The organism is Pseudomonas macauensis, assembly GCF_047902425.1.
GTDB lineage: Bacteria > Pseudomonadota > Gammaproteobacteria > Pseudomonadales > Pseudomonadaceae > Pseudomonas.
The window spans coordinates 4,580,010-4,594,340 of sequence record NZ_CP138377.1; the positions used below are offsets into that span (position 1 = coordinate 4,580,010).

The 14,331-nt window shown below is 66.3% G+C and carries 13 protein-coding genes and 1 pseudogene; 10 read left to right on the top strand and 4 right to left on the bottom strand.

From position 1 onward, the window contains the following. The first annotated feature begins 99 nt into the window (after window positions 1-99). From SD196_RS20925 to SD196_RS20970, 10 genes and pseudogenes are all read left to right on the top strand, one after another. Window positions 100-1,011, top strand: a complete 912-nt coding sequence (locus SD196_RS20925) for a LysR family transcriptional regulator (RefSeq protein ID WP_259756729.1) — start codon at window positions 100-102, stop codon at window positions 1,009-1,011. Between the two features lie 276 nt (window positions 1,012-1,287). Next, window positions 1,288-2,742, top strand: coding sequence for a gamma-aminobutyraldehyde dehydrogenase (locus tag SD196_RS20930; RefSeq protein WP_370599921.1), 1,455 nt, complete (start codon window positions 1,288-1,290; stop codon window positions 2,740-2,742). 118 nt (window positions 2,743-2,860) lie between these two features. Further along, window positions 2,861-4,006, top strand: a complete 1,146-nt coding sequence (ydcS, locus tag SD196_RS20935) for a putative ABC transporter substrate-binding protein YdcS (RefSeq protein WP_275608301.1) — start codon at window positions 2,861-2,863, stop codon at window positions 4,004-4,006. A gap of 242 nt (window positions 4,007-4,248) precedes the next feature. Then, complete coding sequence (locus tag SD196_RS20940; protein ID WP_275608302.1) at window positions 4,249-5,277, top strand: ABC transporter ATP-binding protein; 1,029 nt, start codon at window positions 4,249-4,251, stop codon at window positions 5,275-5,277. 1 nt (window position 5,278) lies between these two features. Next, entirely contained in the window at window positions 5,279-6,229 is a 951-nt protein-coding gene (locus SD196_RS20945) for an ABC transporter permease (RefSeq protein ID WP_038803387.1), read from the top strand. After that, complete coding sequence (locus SD196_RS20950) at window positions 6,219-7,025, top strand: ABC transporter permease (RefSeq protein ID WP_138212584.1); 807 nt, start codon at window positions 6,219-6,221, stop codon at window positions 7,023-7,025. The genes SD196_RS20945 and SD196_RS20950 overlap by 11 nt, the downstream gene beginning before the upstream one ends. 251 nt (window positions 7,026-7,276) lie before the next feature. After that, a complete protein-coding gene (locus SD196_RS20955; protein WP_343572230.1) occupies window positions 7,277-8,701 on the top strand; it encodes a gamma-aminobutyraldehyde dehydrogenase in 1,425 nt (474 codons plus the stop codon). A gap of 103 nt (window positions 8,702-8,804) precedes the next feature. Further along, on the top strand, window positions 8,805-9,281 hold the full coding sequence (locus SD196_RS20960) for an ester cyclase (protein ID WP_343572228.1): 477 nt from the start codon (window positions 8,805-8,807) through the stop codon (window positions 9,279-9,281). 160 nt (window positions 9,282-9,441) lie between these two features. Beyond that, window positions 9,442-9,735: pseudogene (locus SD196_RS20965) on the top strand (methyl-accepting chemotaxis protein); the annotation flags it as partial. Window positions 9,736-9,768: 33 nt separating this feature from the next. Further along, window positions 9,769-10,599 carry a chemotaxis protein gene (locus SD196_RS20970; protein ID WP_373276858.1) on the top strand — a complete coding sequence of 277 codons (831 nt, stop codon included), beginning with the start codon at window positions 9,769-9,771 and terminating at the stop codon, window positions 10,597-10,599. A gap of 158 nt (window positions 10,600-10,757) precedes the next feature. Here the strand turns inward: SD196_RS20970 and SD196_RS20975 are convergent, their stop codons facing one another. The 4 genes from SD196_RS20975 to SD196_RS20990 form a co-directional block, all read right to left on the bottom strand. Next, complete coding sequence (locus tag SD196_RS20975; protein ID WP_275608306.1) at window positions 10,758-11,087, bottom strand: hypothetical protein; 330 nt, start codon at window positions 11,085-11,087, stop codon at window positions 10,758-10,760. A gap of 143 nt (window positions 11,088-11,230) precedes the next feature. Continuing rightward, window positions 11,231-12,337, bottom strand: a complete 1,107-nt coding sequence (locus SD196_RS20980) for an NADH:flavin oxidoreductase/NADH oxidase (protein ID WP_275608307.1) — start codon at window positions 12,335-12,337, stop codon at window positions 11,231-11,233. An 81-nt stretch (window positions 12,338-12,418) separates the two neighbouring features. Further along, the gene (locus SD196_RS20985; protein WP_275608308.1) at window positions 12,419-12,736 is read right to left on the bottom strand and encodes a transcriptional repressor; all 318 of its coding nucleotides are present in this window, start codon (window positions 12,734-12,736) and stop codon (window positions 12,419-12,421) included. Window positions 12,737-12,920: 184 nt separating this feature from the next. Continuing rightward, window positions 12,921-14,330: a purine-cytosine permease family protein gene (locus SD196_RS20990; protein WP_331316769.1), complete on the bottom strand. Its 1,410-nt coding sequence runs from the start codon at window positions 14,328-14,330 to the stop codon at window positions 12,921-12,923. Window position 14,331 lies beyond the last annotated feature (1 nt).

Here is a 14,331-nt window from a genome sequence, read left to right on the forward strand (position 1 = left end):
GCTCCTATAGATTTTCGATAATCAACAATGAAAAGCGCTGGAGTGCCGTCCTAGAGGCCCGCACTCTGCCATCACCGACTCGCAAGCGGCCCACCGCCCATGATGACGCTCCGCCAGATCCGCCATTTCATCGCCGTCGCCGAGACCGGCTCGATCTCCGCCGCTGCCCAGGCGGTGTTCATTTCCCAGTCGACCCTGACGCTGGCCATCCAGCAACTGGAAGAAGAGATCGGCGTACGCCTGTTCGATCGCCACGCCAAGGGCATGACCCTGACCCACCAGGGCCACCAGTTCCTGCGCCAGGCGCACCTGATCCTGGCCACGGTGGAGAACGCCAAGCGCAGCCTGCAGCAGAGCACCGATCAGGTAGCCGGCAGCCTGACCATCGGGGTGACCAGCCTGGTGGCGGGCTATTACCTGGCGGACCTGATCAACCGCTTCCAGCGCGCCTACCCCAACGTGCAGACCCGCGTGGTGGAGGACGAGCGCCCGTACATCGAGCACCTGCTGGTAAGCGGCGAGATCGACGTCGGCGTGCTGATCCTCTCCAACCTGGAAGACCGCCACGCCCTGCAAACCGAGGTGCTGACCCACTCGCCGCACCGCCTCTGGCTGCCGGCGCAGCACCCGCTGCTGGAGCGCGACAGCATCGCCCTGGCCGATGTGGCCGGCGAGCCATTGATCCAGCTGAACGCCGACGAGATGGGCCTGCACACCCAGCGCATCTGGTCCCGCGCCGGACTGGTGCCGCAGGTGACGCTGCGCACGGCGTCCGTGGAGGCGGTACGAAGCCTGGTGGCGGCGGGGCTGGGGCTGTCGATCCAGCCGGACATGACCTACCGCCCCTGGTCGCTGGAGGGCGACATCATCGAGGCGCGGCCGCTGGTGGACCTGTCCGAACCACTGGACGTGGGCCTGGCCTGGCGGCGCGGCACAGCGCGGCCACCGCTGGTGGACCCGTTCCTCACCGTCGCCCGCGAGCAGCCCAACGCGAAGAAGCTGTCCATTTAGATGTAGGGCGCATAACCGCTTGCGGTTATCCGCCAAGAAGGTTCGGATCTGCGCTGACGGCGGATAACGCTTGTGGCGTTATGCGCCCTACGGGTTCGGCGCAGTAGAGCCAGCCATTCGATTTAATCGAATGCCACTTTCAGTAATTAGAATTTGTAGACCCCACGCCCGGACTCTAGTCTCTGCCTCCATGCAAAGGGCCAGTTCCGGGCACCGCCCCGCCGGAGCACGCACATGGCCCCCGAAAACAAGACAGATAAAAGACGAGTTTCCAAGATGACTGGCGCAACCCTGCATACCGCCTTGCTGATCGACGGCCAACTGGTCGCCGGCGAAGGCATGGCCGAGCCGATCATCAACCCAACCACGGGCGAAACCATCGCCAGCATCGCCGACGGCTCCATCGATCAGGTCGAGCAGGCCATCGCTGCTGCGCATCGCGCCTTCCCCGCCTGGGCCCGTACCACGCCCGCGCAGCGCGCCACCGCCCTGCTCGCCATCGCCGATGCCATCGACAAGCGCGCCAATGATCTCGCCCAGCTGGAATCGCTGAACTGCGGCAAGCCGTTGCACCTGGCACGCCAGGACGACATCCCGGCCACCGCCGACGTGTTCCGTTTCTTCGCCGGCGCCGTGCGCTGCCAGCAGGGCCAGCTCGCCGGCGAATACGTGCCCGGACACACCAGCATGGTGCGCCGCGACCCGGTGGGCGTGGTCGCCTCCATCGCGCCGTGGAACTACCCGCTGATGATGGCCGCGTGGAAAATCGCCCCCGCGCTGGCCGCCGGCAACACGCTGGTGTTCAAGCCGTCCGAGCACACTCCGCTGAGTATCCTGGCGCTGGCCCCGGCCCTGGCGGAAATCCTCCCCGCCGGCGTGATCAACATCGTCTGCGGCGGCGGCGAAGGTGTCGGCAGCCACCTGGTCAGCCACCCGAAGGTGCGCATGGTCTCGCTCACCGGCGACATCGTTACCGGGCAGAAGATTCTCCAGGCCGCCTCGCGCACCCTCAAACGCACCCACCTGGAACTGGGCGGCAAGGCGCCAGTGATCGTCTGCAACGACGCCGACCTCGAAGCCGTGGTCCAGGGCATACGCACCCACGGTTACTACAACGCCGGGCAGGACTGCACTGCCGCCTGCCGCATCTATGCCCAGGCCGGCATCCACGACCGTCTCGTCGCCGAACTGGGCGACGCCGTGGCGAGCATCCGCTTCGCCCGCAAGCGCGACGCCGACAACGAGATCAGCCCGCTGATCAGCGCCCGCCAGCGCGACCGCGTGGCCAGCTTCGTCGAACGCGCCCTCGGCCAGCCGCACATCGAGCGCGTCACCGGTGCCGCCGTGCATTCGGGCCCCGGCTTCTACTACCAGCCGACCCTGCTGGCCGGCTGCAAGCAGCAGGACGAAATCGTCCAGCGCGAAGTATTCGGCCCGGTCGTCACCGTGACCCGCTTCGACCAATTGGAGCAGGCGGTGGACTGGGCCAACGACTCCGAATACGGCCTGGCCTCCTCGGTGTGGACGCAGAACCTGGACAAGGCCTTCCAGATCGCCAACCGCCTGCAGTACGGCTGCACCTGGATCAACACGCATTTCATGCTCGCCAGCGAGATGCCCCACGGCGGGCTCAAGCGCTCGGGCTACGGCAAGGACCTGTCCAGCGACTCGCTGCAGGACTACAGCGTGGTGCGCCACATCATGGCGCGCCACGGCCAGCAACTGGATTGAACCATCCGGCGGGACACCCGCCGGCACATAAGAAACGCCCCGGCGGTACGCCGCGCGAGGGCTGTTGCTCGATTGAACTGCCCCACCAATAGAGACAACAACGAGAGGGAGACACCCGATGCGCAAGACCGCACTGCTCAGTGCCATCACCACCGCCCTGCTGGCCAGCGCCGGCGTCCAGGCCGCCGAGGCCCTGAAGGAAGTCGGCAAAGGCGAAGGCCGCCTGGACATCATCGCCTGGCCCGGCTACATCGAGCGCGGCCAGTCCGACAAGAACTACGACTGGGTGACCCAGTTCGAGAAGGACACCGGCTGCCAGGTTAACGTGAAGACCGCTGCCACTTCCGACGAGATGGTCAGCCTGATGGCCAAGGGCGGCTACGACCTGGTCACCGCTTCGGGCGACGCCTCCCTGCGCCTGATCTACGGCAAGCGCGTGCAGCCGATCGACCCGTCGTTGATCCCCAACTGGAAGAACATCGACCCGCGCCTGAAAGACGCCGCCTGGTACGTGGTCAACGGCAAGACCTACGGCGCACCGTACCAGTGGGGCCCGAACCTGCTGATGTACAACACCAAGGTCTTCCCCACCGCGCCGGACAGCTGGAAGGTCGTCTTCGAAGCCCAGAACCTGCCCGACGGCAAGTCGAACAAGGGCCGCGTGCAGGCCTACGACGGCCCGATCTACGTCGCCGACGCCGCGCTGTACCTGAAGGCGACTCAGCCGGAGCTGGGCATCACCGATCCGTACCAGCTCGACGAGAAGCAATACGCGGCCGTGGTCGAACTGCTGCGCAAGCAGCATGACCTGATCCACCGCTACTGGCACGACACCACCGTGCAGATGAGCGACTTCAAGAACGAAGGCGTCGCCGCTTCCGGCGCCTGGCCGTACCAGGCCAACGCCCTGAAGGCCGAAGGTCAACCGATCGGCACCGTGTTCCCGAAGGAAGGCGTCACCGGCTGGGCCGACACCACCATGCTGCATGCCGAAGCCCAGCACCCGAGCTGCGCCTACAAGTGGCTGAACTGGTCGCTGGAACCCAAGGTGCAGGGCGACGTGGCGGCCTGGTTCGGCTCCGTGCCGGCGGTGCCGGAAGGCTGCAAGGCCAGCACCCTGCTGGGCGGCGAAGGCTGTGCCACCAACGGCTACAACCAGTTCGACAAGATCGCGTTCTGGAAGACCCCGGTGGCCGAGGGCGGCAAGTTCGTTCCCTACAGCCGCTGGACCCAGGACTACATCGGGATCATGGGCGGCCGTTGAGGCAGGGATTTTTCCCAAGCGCCTGACAGCTCCCTCTCCCTTCAGGGAGAGGGTTGGGGAGAGGGAATCCAGGCCCCGTGCCTGAGGCCAGCCCTCTCCCCCTGCCCCTCTCCCTGAAGGGAGAGGGGAGCCAGTCCCGCGCAACGCCCACCCACGAACCACATCCGTACCGATTCACCCGTATCTCAGATTCACGGGCAGGGCCCGGCCGCGCCGGATTCCTGCCCCTTGGAGCGTGCACCATGACCACTCCCGCTGTTCAATTCACCCAGGTCTCCCGCCAGTTCGGCGAGGTGAAAGCCGTTGACCGGGTGTCCATCGACATCAAGGACGGCGAGTTCTTCTCCATGCTCGGCCCGTCGGGTTCGGGCAAGACCACCTGCCTGCGCCTGATCGCCGGCTTCGAGCAACCCACCGCAGGCTCCATCCGCATCCATGGCGAGGAGGCCGCCGGCCTGCCGCCCTACCAGCGCGACGTCAACACCGTGTTCCAGGACTACGCACTGTTCCCGCACATGAGCGTGCTGGAGAACGTCGCCTACGGCCTGAAAGTGAAAGGCATCGGCAAGGCCGAGCGCCTCAAGCGCGCTGAAGAAGCCCTGGCCATGGTTGCCCTGGGCGGCTACGGCGTACGCAAGCCAGTGCAGCTCTCCGGTGGCCAGCGCCAGCGCGTCGCCCTGGCCCGCGCCCTGGTGAACCGCCCTCGCGTGCTGCTGCTGGACGAACCCCTCGGCGCGCTGGACCTCAAGCTGCGCGAGCAGATGCAGAGCGAGCTGAAGAAGCTGCAGCGCCAGCTGGGCATCACCTTCATCTTCGTCACCCACGACCAGAGCGAAGCGCTGTCCATGTCCGACCGCGTCGCGGTGTTCAACAAGGGCCGCATCGAGCAGGTCGACACCCCGCGCAACCTCTACATGAAGCCGGCCACGCCGTTCGTGGCGGAATTCGTCGGCACCTCCAACGTGCTGCGCGGCGACATCGCCCAGAACCTCACCGGCAACGCCCAGCCCTTCTCCATCCGCCCCGAGCACATCCGCTTCGCCAACGGCGAACGCAGCGCCTCGGACATCGAGATCAGCGGCCTGCTGCACGACATCCAGTACCAGGGCGCGGCGACCCGCTACGAGATCCGTCTCGACAACGGCCAGAACCTCTGCCTCAGCCAGGCCAACAGCCAGTGGGCCGACATCGACCTCGCCCACCAGCCGGGCCAGCGCGTGACCGCTCGCTGGGCGCGCGAGGCGATGGTGGTGCTGAACGAGGGCGCGTGAGATGGAACTGACGATGAATGCAGCGCTGCCGGCGGCCAGCAATGGTCCGCTGCGCCGCCTGTCCAACCTGCTCTACCGCAAGCCGACGCTGTACCTCTCGCTGCTGCTGATCCCGCCGCTGCTGTGGTTCGGCGCGATCTACCTGGGCTCGCTGCTGACGCTGCTGTGGCAGGGTTTCTACACCTTCGACGACTTCACCATGACGGTGACGCCGGACCTGACCTGGGCCAACTTCGGCTCGCTGTTCAGTGGCTCCAACTTCGACATCATCCAGCGCACCGTGCTGATGGCGGTCGCGGTGTCCATCGCCAGCGGCGCGGTGGCCTTCCCCATCGCCTACTACATGGCGCGCTACACCACCGGCAAGACCAAGGCGTTCTTCTACATCGCCGTGATGATGCCGATGTGGGCCAGCTACATCGTCAAGGCCTACGCCTGGACCCTGCTGCTGGCCAAGGGCGGCGTGGCGATGTGGTTCGTCCAGCACCTGGGCCTGGAGCCTGTACTGAACCTGCTGCTGGGCATTCCGGGGATCGGTGGCAACACCCTGTCCACCTCCAGCTTCGGCCGCTTCCTGGTGTTCGTGTACATCTGGCTGCCATTCATGATCCTGCCGATCCAGGCCTCCCTGGAGCGCCTGCCGCCGTCCCTGCTGCAAGCCTCGGCGGATCTCGGCGCGCACCCGCGGCAGACCTTCTTCCAGGTCATCCTGCCGCTGTCGATCCCCGGTATCGCCGCCGGCTCGATCTTCACCTTCAGCCTGACCCTGGGCGACTTCATCGTGCCGCAACTGGTGGGCCCGCCGGGCTACTTCATCGGCAGCATGGTCTACGCCCAGCAGGGCGCGATCGGCAACATGCCGATGGCCGCCGCCTTCACCCTGGTGCCCATCGTGCTGATCGCCGTGTACCTGTCCATCGTCAAACGTCTGGGGGCCTTCGATGCACTCTGAGAAAGCATCCTGGGGGCTCAAAGCGGCCGCCTGGGGCGGGCTGGTGTTCCTGCACTTCCCGATCCTGATCATCTTCATGTATGCCTTCAACACCGAGGACGCGGCCTTCAGCTTCCCGCCCAAAGGCTTCACCCTGCACTGGTTCAGCGTCGCCTTCGCGCGCCAGGACGTGCTCGAAGCCATCGAGCTGTCGGTGAAGATCGCCAGCGTCGCCACGCTGATCGCCATGCTCCTGGGCACGCTCGCGGCCGCCGCACTGTACCGCCGCGACTTCTTCGGCAAGGAAGGCATCTCGCTGATGCTGATCCTGCCGATCGCCCTGCCCGGCATCATCACCGGCATCGCGCTGCTGTCGGCGTTCAAGACCCTCGGCATCGAACCGGGCTTCCTGACCATCGTCATCGGCCACGCCACCTTCTGCGTGGTGATCGTCTACAACAACGTCATCGCACGCTTCCGCCGCACCTCCCACAGCCTCATCGAAGCCTCGATGGACCTGGGCGCCGACGGCTGGCAGACGTTCCGCTACGTGATCCTGCCCAACCTCGGCTCGGCGCTGCTGGCGGGCGGCATGCTGGCGTTCGCGCTGTCCTTCGACGAGATCATCGTCACCACCTTCACCGCCGGCCATGAGCGCACCCTGCCGATCTGGCTGCTCAACCAGTTGGGCCGCCCGCGTGACGTGCCGGTGACCAACGTGGTGGCGATGCTGGTGATGATCGTGACCATGCTGCCGATCCTCGGCGCCTACTACCTGACCAAGGGTGGCGAAGGCGTGGCGGGGAGCGGGAAATGACATGGGTGCCATGCACCCTCTCCCCCGCCCTCTCCCTGAAGGGAGAGGGAGTTATCCGTGCCGGCTGACACCCTGGTTTCATCCTGCACCGAACGGTCCCCTCTCCCTTCAGGGAGAGGATTAGGGAGAGGGAAAGCCCCCGCTCCCAACTAACAGAACCCCTCAGGCCCGCCGCCCCCAAACCGGCAGGCCCCCAAGAAGAAACACCCCAACCGAATTTGCACCACGCTCCTGACCAAGAGGACCCAACCATGCAAACCAACCTGCTGATCAACGGCCAACTGGTCGCTGGCGAAGGCGAGAAGCTCGCCGTTGTGAACCCGTCCCTGGGCACCACCCTGGTGGAGATCGCCGAGGCCACTCCGGCCCAGGTCGACGCCGCCGTGCTGGCTGCCGACGCCGCCTTCGACAGCTGGTCGCAGACCGCGCCGAAAGACCGCGCGATGCTCCTGCTGCAACTGGCCGACGCCATCGACGCCAACGCCGAGGAACTGGCCCGCCTGGAATCCAACAACTGCGGCAAGCCCTACACCGCCGCGCTGAACGACGAACTGCCGGCCGTGGCCGACGTGTTCCGCTTCTTCGCCGGCGCCTGCCGTGTGATGCAAGGCTCCGCCGCCGGCGAATACCTGCCGGGCCACACCTCGATGATCCGCCGCGACCCGGTGGGCGTGGTCGCCTCCATCGCACCATGGAACTACCCGCTGATGATGGTCGCGTGGAAACTCGGCCCGGCCCTGGCCGCCGGCAATACCGTGGTGCTCAAGCCGTCCGAGCAGACCCCGCTGACCGCCCTGCGCCTGGCCGAGCTGATGGCCGGCATCTTCCCCGCCGGCGTGGTCAACCTGGTCTTCGGCCGCGGCCCGAGCGTCGGCGAACCGCTGACCACCCACCCGAAAGTGCGCATGGTTTCCCTGACCGGTTCGGTCGCCACCGGCAGCCGCATCATCGCCGGCACCGCCGACACCGTGAAGCGCATGCACATGGAACTGGGCGGCAAGGCCCCGGTACTGATCTTCGACGACGCCGACATCGACGCCGCCGTGGAAGGCATCCGTACCTTCGGCTTCTACAACGCAGGGCAAGACTGCACCGCCGCCTGCCGCATCTACGCGCAGAAGGGCATCTACGCCAAGTTCGTGCAGAAGCTCGGCGAAGCCGTGTCCAGCATCCAGTACGGCGAGCAGGACGACCCGAACACCGAACTGGGCCCGGTCATCACCGAGCAGCACCTGGAGCGCGTGATCGGCTTCGTCGAGCGCGCCAGGCAAGTGCCACACATCGAAGTGGTCACCGGCGGCAAGCGTGCCGATCGTGCGGGCTTCTTCTTCGAGCCGACCGTACTGGCCGGCGCCCGCCAGGACGACGAAGTGGTCCGCCGCGAAATCTTCGGCCCGGTGGTCTCGGTCACCGAGTTCGAGGACGAAGCACAGGCACTGGCCTGGGCCAACGACTCCGACTACGGCCTGGCCTCCTCGGTGTGGACCAGTGACATCGGTCGCGCCCATCGCCTGTCCGCGCGCCTGCAGTACGGCTGCACCTGGGTCAACACGCACTTCATGCTGACCACCGAGATGCCCCACGGCGGCATGAAGCTGTCGGGCTACGGTAAGGACATGTCGATGTACGGTCTGGAGGACTACACCGCGATCCGTCACGTGATGATCAAGCACTGATCCTGACTACCGTCAGTAGAACCCGGCGCCACGCCATGCGTGGCGCCGCACTCATCGGCCGCCCGGCCGACAACCCGCGGGCACGCCCGCAACGGAGGCAAGCATGCGTCACCTCGTCAGAGCGTTTTACCTGCTGTCGCTGTTCACCTTTGCCGGTCTTGTACAGGCAGCAGAGTCACCCAAGCAGATCGTCGACGCCTACATGGCCGCGTGGAACGCCCACGATGCCGAGAAGGCCGCCGGCTACCTGGCCAAGGACGCGGAGTACTTCGACGTCACCGTCGGCACCCCGCAGAAGGGCCGCGAAGCCGCGCGCGACAATGTGATCAAGGTGTTCGTGGGGGCCGTGCCGGACCTGGAATGGAAGATGAATGGCAAGCCGATCGTCGACAAGGACGGCATCGCCTTCCAGTGGACCTTCAGCGGCACCAACACCGGTGCCTGGGATGCCCAGACCCCGGCCACCAACAAGCCGCTGTCGTTCGACGGCGTGAGCTACGTGAAAGTGAAGAACGGCAAGATCGTCTACCAGGGCGACTACTACGACGCCCTGGGCCTGCACAAGCAGCTCGGCTGGTAAGGCCGCCACAGAAAAGCAGGGCGGATAACGCTGCGCGCTGTTCGCCCTGCGTAGCGACCACCAGCCCCTCGCACAGCCGAGCCTCCGGGCGCGGCCGACATTAGAAGAAAGCAGCCCCCACCTTCCCATCTGCCCTCACCCGTCACAGCAGTCGCAAGCCATGCCAACCACACTCGAAAAACGGCCCGCCAAGGCCGAGGACAGCTCCAGCACCCGCTCCACCATCGAACAGGTCAAGCAACTGATCGCTGACCTCAACGTACGTTGGACCGAGATCAGCAAGGTCTCCGAAGTCATCAAGCAGATCGCCAAGAACACCAACCTGGTGGCGCTCAACGCCGCCATCGAAGCCGCCCGCGCCGGGGAAAGCGGGCGCGGCTTCGCGGTGGTCGCCGACGAGGTGCGCCGCCTGGCCACCCAGTCGGCCAACGCCACCGCCGACATCGGCAACGTCGTCGCCTCGATCAAGAGCGAAAGCGCCAAGGCCCTGGCCGACGTCGAACAGGCTGAACATTCAAGCCTGCTGGACACTGCCCGCGTGGTGCTGGCCAGCGAGACCCAGCGCCTGGAAGCGCGCTTTGCCGTGATGGCCACCGCGCTCTACGGCCTGAAGAACTTCCTGATCGGCATGAAGACCCGCAACCTCGGCCCGCAACGCGAGCAGATCGACGCGGTGATGCACGAATACCTGACCCGCAACCCCGACCTGCTGGCCTTCGCCTGCGGCTGCGAACCCAACGCCTTCGACGGCCGCGACGCCGAGTTCGCCAACGCACCGGGGCACGACCCCAGCGGTCGCCTCATGGCCTACTGGCACCGCGGCAGCGGCGTGGCCCAGCGCGAATGCCTGGTCGGCTACGACAAGGCCGATGGCAGCGGCGACTGGTACCAGATCCCCCGCGACAAGGGCCGCGACGTATTCATGGAGCCCTACGAATACAGCGTCGGCGGCAGCACCGTGCTGATGACCTCGTTCATGTCGCCCATGTTCGCCAACGGCCGCTTCCTCGGCATCCTCGGCGCCGACTACACCCTGCACCAGTTGCAGGAAAGCCTCGGCAAGCTCACGCCCATGGGCAACGGCCACTACACGCTGATCTCGAATGCTGGCGTCTACGTCGCCCATCCCGACGCCCGCCGCCTGGGCGACAAGGCCGGCGAACTGCCCGCCGAAGCGCGCACCGCCATCGCCCAGGGCAAGCCCTGGGAACAGGTGAAGGGCCGCTGCGTGGAGCTGCTGCAACCCATCCGCGTGGGCGACAGCGATGCGCCCTGGGCCCTGATGATGAGATTCGAGCTGGCCCAGGCGGGGGAGTGACCGTCGGCAGGGGCGTCCTTCGGGCGCCGGGACACGTAGGGCGTATAACGTTCGACGTTATACGCCGACTGACAGCGGTCCCCGGGCACTCCGAACCTGGCTCCGGAGCCGCCGATACGTTCGGTGTACCGGCGTACAACCGCGAACGGTTGTACGCCCTACGCCCTGTCCGGCAACTCGGTGATGTGGATTTCCGTCACCAGTGTCGGCTTCACCAGCGGCGTACGCGCCAGCAGTGGGCAATAGCGCGCCAGGGCACCGATCAGCTCCCACTGGGTATCCAGCGATTTCGACAACACGTCCACATCCGCCAGCACCCGCTGCCCCACGCGCTGCAGGTGCGGGTCCGGACTGTGGCCGAGCTCCACCGACAGCTGGGTGATCAGGGTGCTGAGGTTGGTCATGTTGCGGGTGGCGAGCGCAAGGATATTCGCCAACAAGGCGATCTCGGATTGCGGGATGGCGACGGGCTTGGCAGGTGCGTCCATGCGTGCTCCGGTGGGTGATTGCGCGGTCCTTGCGCGAGCAGTGCAAGCCTAGCACCGGAATAACAAGTTGTGACATACATCACATTTCATTTTTTTTGCATGACCAGGTCACGCGGGGCTGCCCCTCGTGACCCGGTGAGGCATCAGACCTGCCCGAACGCCTTGCGTTGCGGCGTACCCCGCTGGGCGGCACGTAGATACTGCGGCGGCCACGGGACCGGCTGGCCGCCCAACTCGTCGGCGGCGTGCAAGGGCCAGTAAGGATCGCGCAGCAGCTCGCGGGCCAGCAGGATCAGGTCGGCCTGGCCGGTACGCAGGATGTGCTCGGCCTGGACCGGCTCAGTGATCATGCCAACGGTGCCGCTGGCGACCCCGGCCTCCTTGCGCACGCGCTCGGAGAACTGCGTCTGGTAGCCCGGCCCTACCGGAATCTCGGCGTTCACCGCCGTGCCGCCGGAGGACACGTCGATCAGGTCCACGCCCAGGTCCTTCAGGCGGCGCGCCAGCTCCACCGTCTCGTCGGGGTTCCAGCCATCCTCCACCCAGTCGGTGGCCGACAGGCGGACGAACAGCGGCAATTCCTGCGGCCATACCGCGCGCACGGCCTCGGTGACCTCCAGGAGGAAACGGATACGGTTCTCGAAACAGGTGCCGTACTGGTCGCGGCGCTGGTTGGAGAGCGGCGAGAGGAACTGATGCAACAGGTAGCCGTGGGCGGCGTGCACCTCGACGATCTTGAAGCCGGCGGCCAGGGCGCGCTCGGCGCCGCGCACGAACTGCTGCTTGATGGTTTCCATCTGCTCTTCGCTCAGGGCGATGGGCGCGGTGTGCTGCGGGTCGAAGGCGATGGCGGACGGCGCCACCGGAGTCCAGCCGCCCTCGCTGATCGGCACCGAGCCGTGCTTGCCCAGCCACGGCGCCCAGGTGCTGGCCTTGCGCCCGGCGTGGGCCAGTTGCACGCCGGCCACCGCGCCCTGGGATTCCAGGAAGCGGGTAATGCGGCGCAACGGCTCGATCTGCTCGTCGTTCCAGATGCCCAGGTCTTCAGCGCTGATCCGCCCTTCCGGGGCGACGGCCGTGGCTTCGACGATTACCAGCCCGGCGCCCCCCACTGCGCGGCTCCCCAGGTGGACCAGGTGCCAATCGTTGGCCAGTCCGTCCTGGGCGGAGTACTGGCACATGGGGGAAACGGCGATGCGGTTGGACAGGGTCAGCTGGCGTAGGGTCAAGGGCTCGAACAACTGGCTCATGGCGAAACTCCCTGTGGTCTTCAGTTCTTGTACTACAACTGTAGACCGGGTTCGCCGGACGATGCAGGCAATCGTCGCCCGCTAGCGCGCCTCAGCCGCCGCCCTGGCCGGCAGTGCGCCATCGAAGGCGGGGGCAAGGCTGTAGCGCTTGCGCATATCGCGTACCAGCATGCCGCTCTGGTGCAAGCGGCGCAGGCTCTGGCTGACAGAATCGAAGCCGATCGACGGACCGGAGCCCTGCAGGTGTGCATGCAGCTCGGCGGCGGTGCTGCTGCCCAGCACCGACAGCGCGTCGAGCAGCTTCAGGCGCGGCAGGCTGCAACGCAGCCCGGCCAGCTCCAGCAACTGGCGGGAGCGGCGCTGGCTACGGTGGGCAGAGAACTCTGCGACGACGGTCATGGGCGCGCGCCCATCGGGACGGCACGCACGGGTTCGTAGCGAGGGGAAACAGGCATTCGGGCCTCCGTTCTTATCGTCTGCGTGGCGCCTCGCCGCAGCGAAGCGCACGCTCCTGACTAACAGGACGAATGAGCGGGGCAAAACCTGCAAAAGGATTTCACATCGGCATGTTTCCCTTGCCGGCTCAGCTTGCCGGGTCGCCCGCTTCCGGCGAGATCAGCCGAGCCGGCACATGTCCCTGGCTGTTGCGCGCCAGCAGGTAGTAGGCCAGCGCCGGCAACACCAGGCCGACCAGCCAGGAAATGTCCACGCCGCCCAGCGTCTCCACCATCGGGCCGGAGTAGAAGCCGCTGTCGATGAAGGGCATCTGCACCAGCACGCCGAAGCAGTAGACGCCGATGCCGGTCCAGTTCCAGCGGCCATAGCGCCCGTCCGGGTCGGACAGCGCCGGGATGTCGTAGCGCTCGCGGGTGATGCAGTAGTAGTCCACCAGGTTGATCGCACTCCAGGGGGTGAAGAACGCCAGCAGGAACAGCAGGAACGACTTGAACGCGGCAAGGAAAGAGTGTTGCCCCGCCAGCGCCAGCCCGGTGGACAGGCCGACGATCAGCAGCACGAACAGCAGGCGCTGCAGCCGCGTCACCTCCAGGTGGCCACGGAAGCCACTGATGATGGTGGCGATGCACATGAAGCTGCCGTAGGCGTTGAGTGTGGCGATGGTGACCTTGCCGAAGGCGACGCTGAAGAACAGTGCGGCGGCCATCATGCCGCTGGCGCCCAGGCCGACCACGTAGGCCACCGGTTGGCCGGAGAAGGCCTTGCCGGCCAGCGCCGCGGCGAATACACCAAGCACCATCGAGGTCTGCGAGCCGATCACCGAGCCCAGCCCCACGGCGAGGAAGGTCTTGGGCGACGAGGTCTGGCTGGGCAGGTAGCGCGAGTAGTCGGCGACATAAGGGCCGAAGGCAATCTGCCAGGACGCCGCCAGGGAGACCGCCAACAGGAAGGTGTTCCAGGCGAAGTGGCGGTTTTCCAGCAGCACGCCGATGTCGTTGACCGACAGCAGCCGCACGAACAAGTAGGCGAAGGCGACGATGCCGAGCACGCTGGCGGCCTTGCCCAACCAATGGATCACGCGGTAGCCGCAGACCGTCACCACCACGATCACCGCCGCGAAGACCAGGATGCCGACGGTATCGCTGACATGCGCCAGCTGGCCGACGGCCTGCCCCGCCAGTACGGTCCCGGTGGCATTGAAGCCGACGTACATCACGCACACCAGCACCAGTGGGATGACCGCGCCGAACACGCCGAACTGCACGCGACTGGAGATCATCTGCGGCAGGCCCAGCTTGGGCCCCTGGGCACCATGCAGGGCCATGACCACGCCGCCGAAGAGCTGGCCTATGAGCAGGCCGATCAGCGACCAGAACACGTCGCCGCCCAGCACCACGGCCAGGGCGCCGGTGACGATCGCGGTGATCTGCAGGTTGCAGCCGAACCACAGGGTGAACTGACTGAACAGCCGGCCATGCCGCTCGGATTCGGGAATGTAATCGATGGAACGGGTTTCGATCAGGGACTTACCAGCCATG

What these genes read in the sequence shown, in the direction of transcription:
- SD196_RS20960 (WP_343572228.1), top strand. Translation starts at nt 8,805, where the DNA reads ATGCGTCACCTCGTCAGAGCGTTTTACCTGCTGTCGCTGTTCACCTTT.
- SD196_RS20950 (WP_138212584.1), top strand. Translation starts at nt 6,219, where the DNA reads ATGCACTCTGAGAAAGCATCCTGGGGGCTCAAAGCGGCCGCCTGGGGC.
- SD196_RS20975 (WP_275608306.1), bottom strand. Translation starts at nt 11,087, where the DNA reads ATGGACGCACCTGCCAAGCCCGTCGCCATCCCGCAATCCGAGATCGCC.
- SD196_RS20945 (WP_038803387.1), top strand. Translation starts at nt 5,279, where the DNA reads ATGGAACTGACGATGAATGCAGCGCTGCCGGCGGCCAGCAATGGTCCG.
- ydcS (WP_275608301.1), top strand. Translation starts at nt 2,861, where the DNA reads ATGCGCAAGACCGCACTGCTCAGTGCCATCACCACCGCCCTGCTGGCC.
- SD196_RS20955 (WP_343572230.1), top strand. Translation starts at nt 7,277, where the DNA reads ATGCAAACCAACCTGCTGATCAACGGCCAACTGGTCGCTGGCGAAGGC.
- SD196_RS20980 (WP_275608307.1), bottom strand. Translation starts at nt 12,337, where the DNA reads ATGAGCCAGTTGTTCGAGCCCTTGACCCTACGCCAGCTGACCCTGTCC.
- SD196_RS20925 (WP_259756729.1), top strand. Translation starts at nt 100, where the DNA reads ATGATGACGCTCCGCCAGATCCGCCATTTCATCGCCGTCGCCGAGACC.
- SD196_RS20985 (WP_275608308.1), bottom strand. Translation starts at nt 12,736, where the DNA reads ATGACCGTCGTCGCAGAGTTCTCTGCCCACCGTAGCCAGCGCCGCTCC.
- SD196_RS20990 (WP_331316769.1), bottom strand. Translation starts at nt 14,330, where the DNA reads ATGGCTGGTAAGTCCCTGATCGAAACCCGTTCCATCGATTACATTCCC.
- SD196_RS20930 (WP_370599921.1), top strand. Translation starts at nt 1,288, where the DNA reads ATGACTGGCGCAACCCTGCATACCGCCTTGCTGATCGACGGCCAACTG.
- SD196_RS20940 (WP_275608302.1), top strand. Translation starts at nt 4,249, where the DNA reads ATGACCACTCCCGCTGTTCAATTCACCCAGGTCTCCCGCCAGTTCGGC.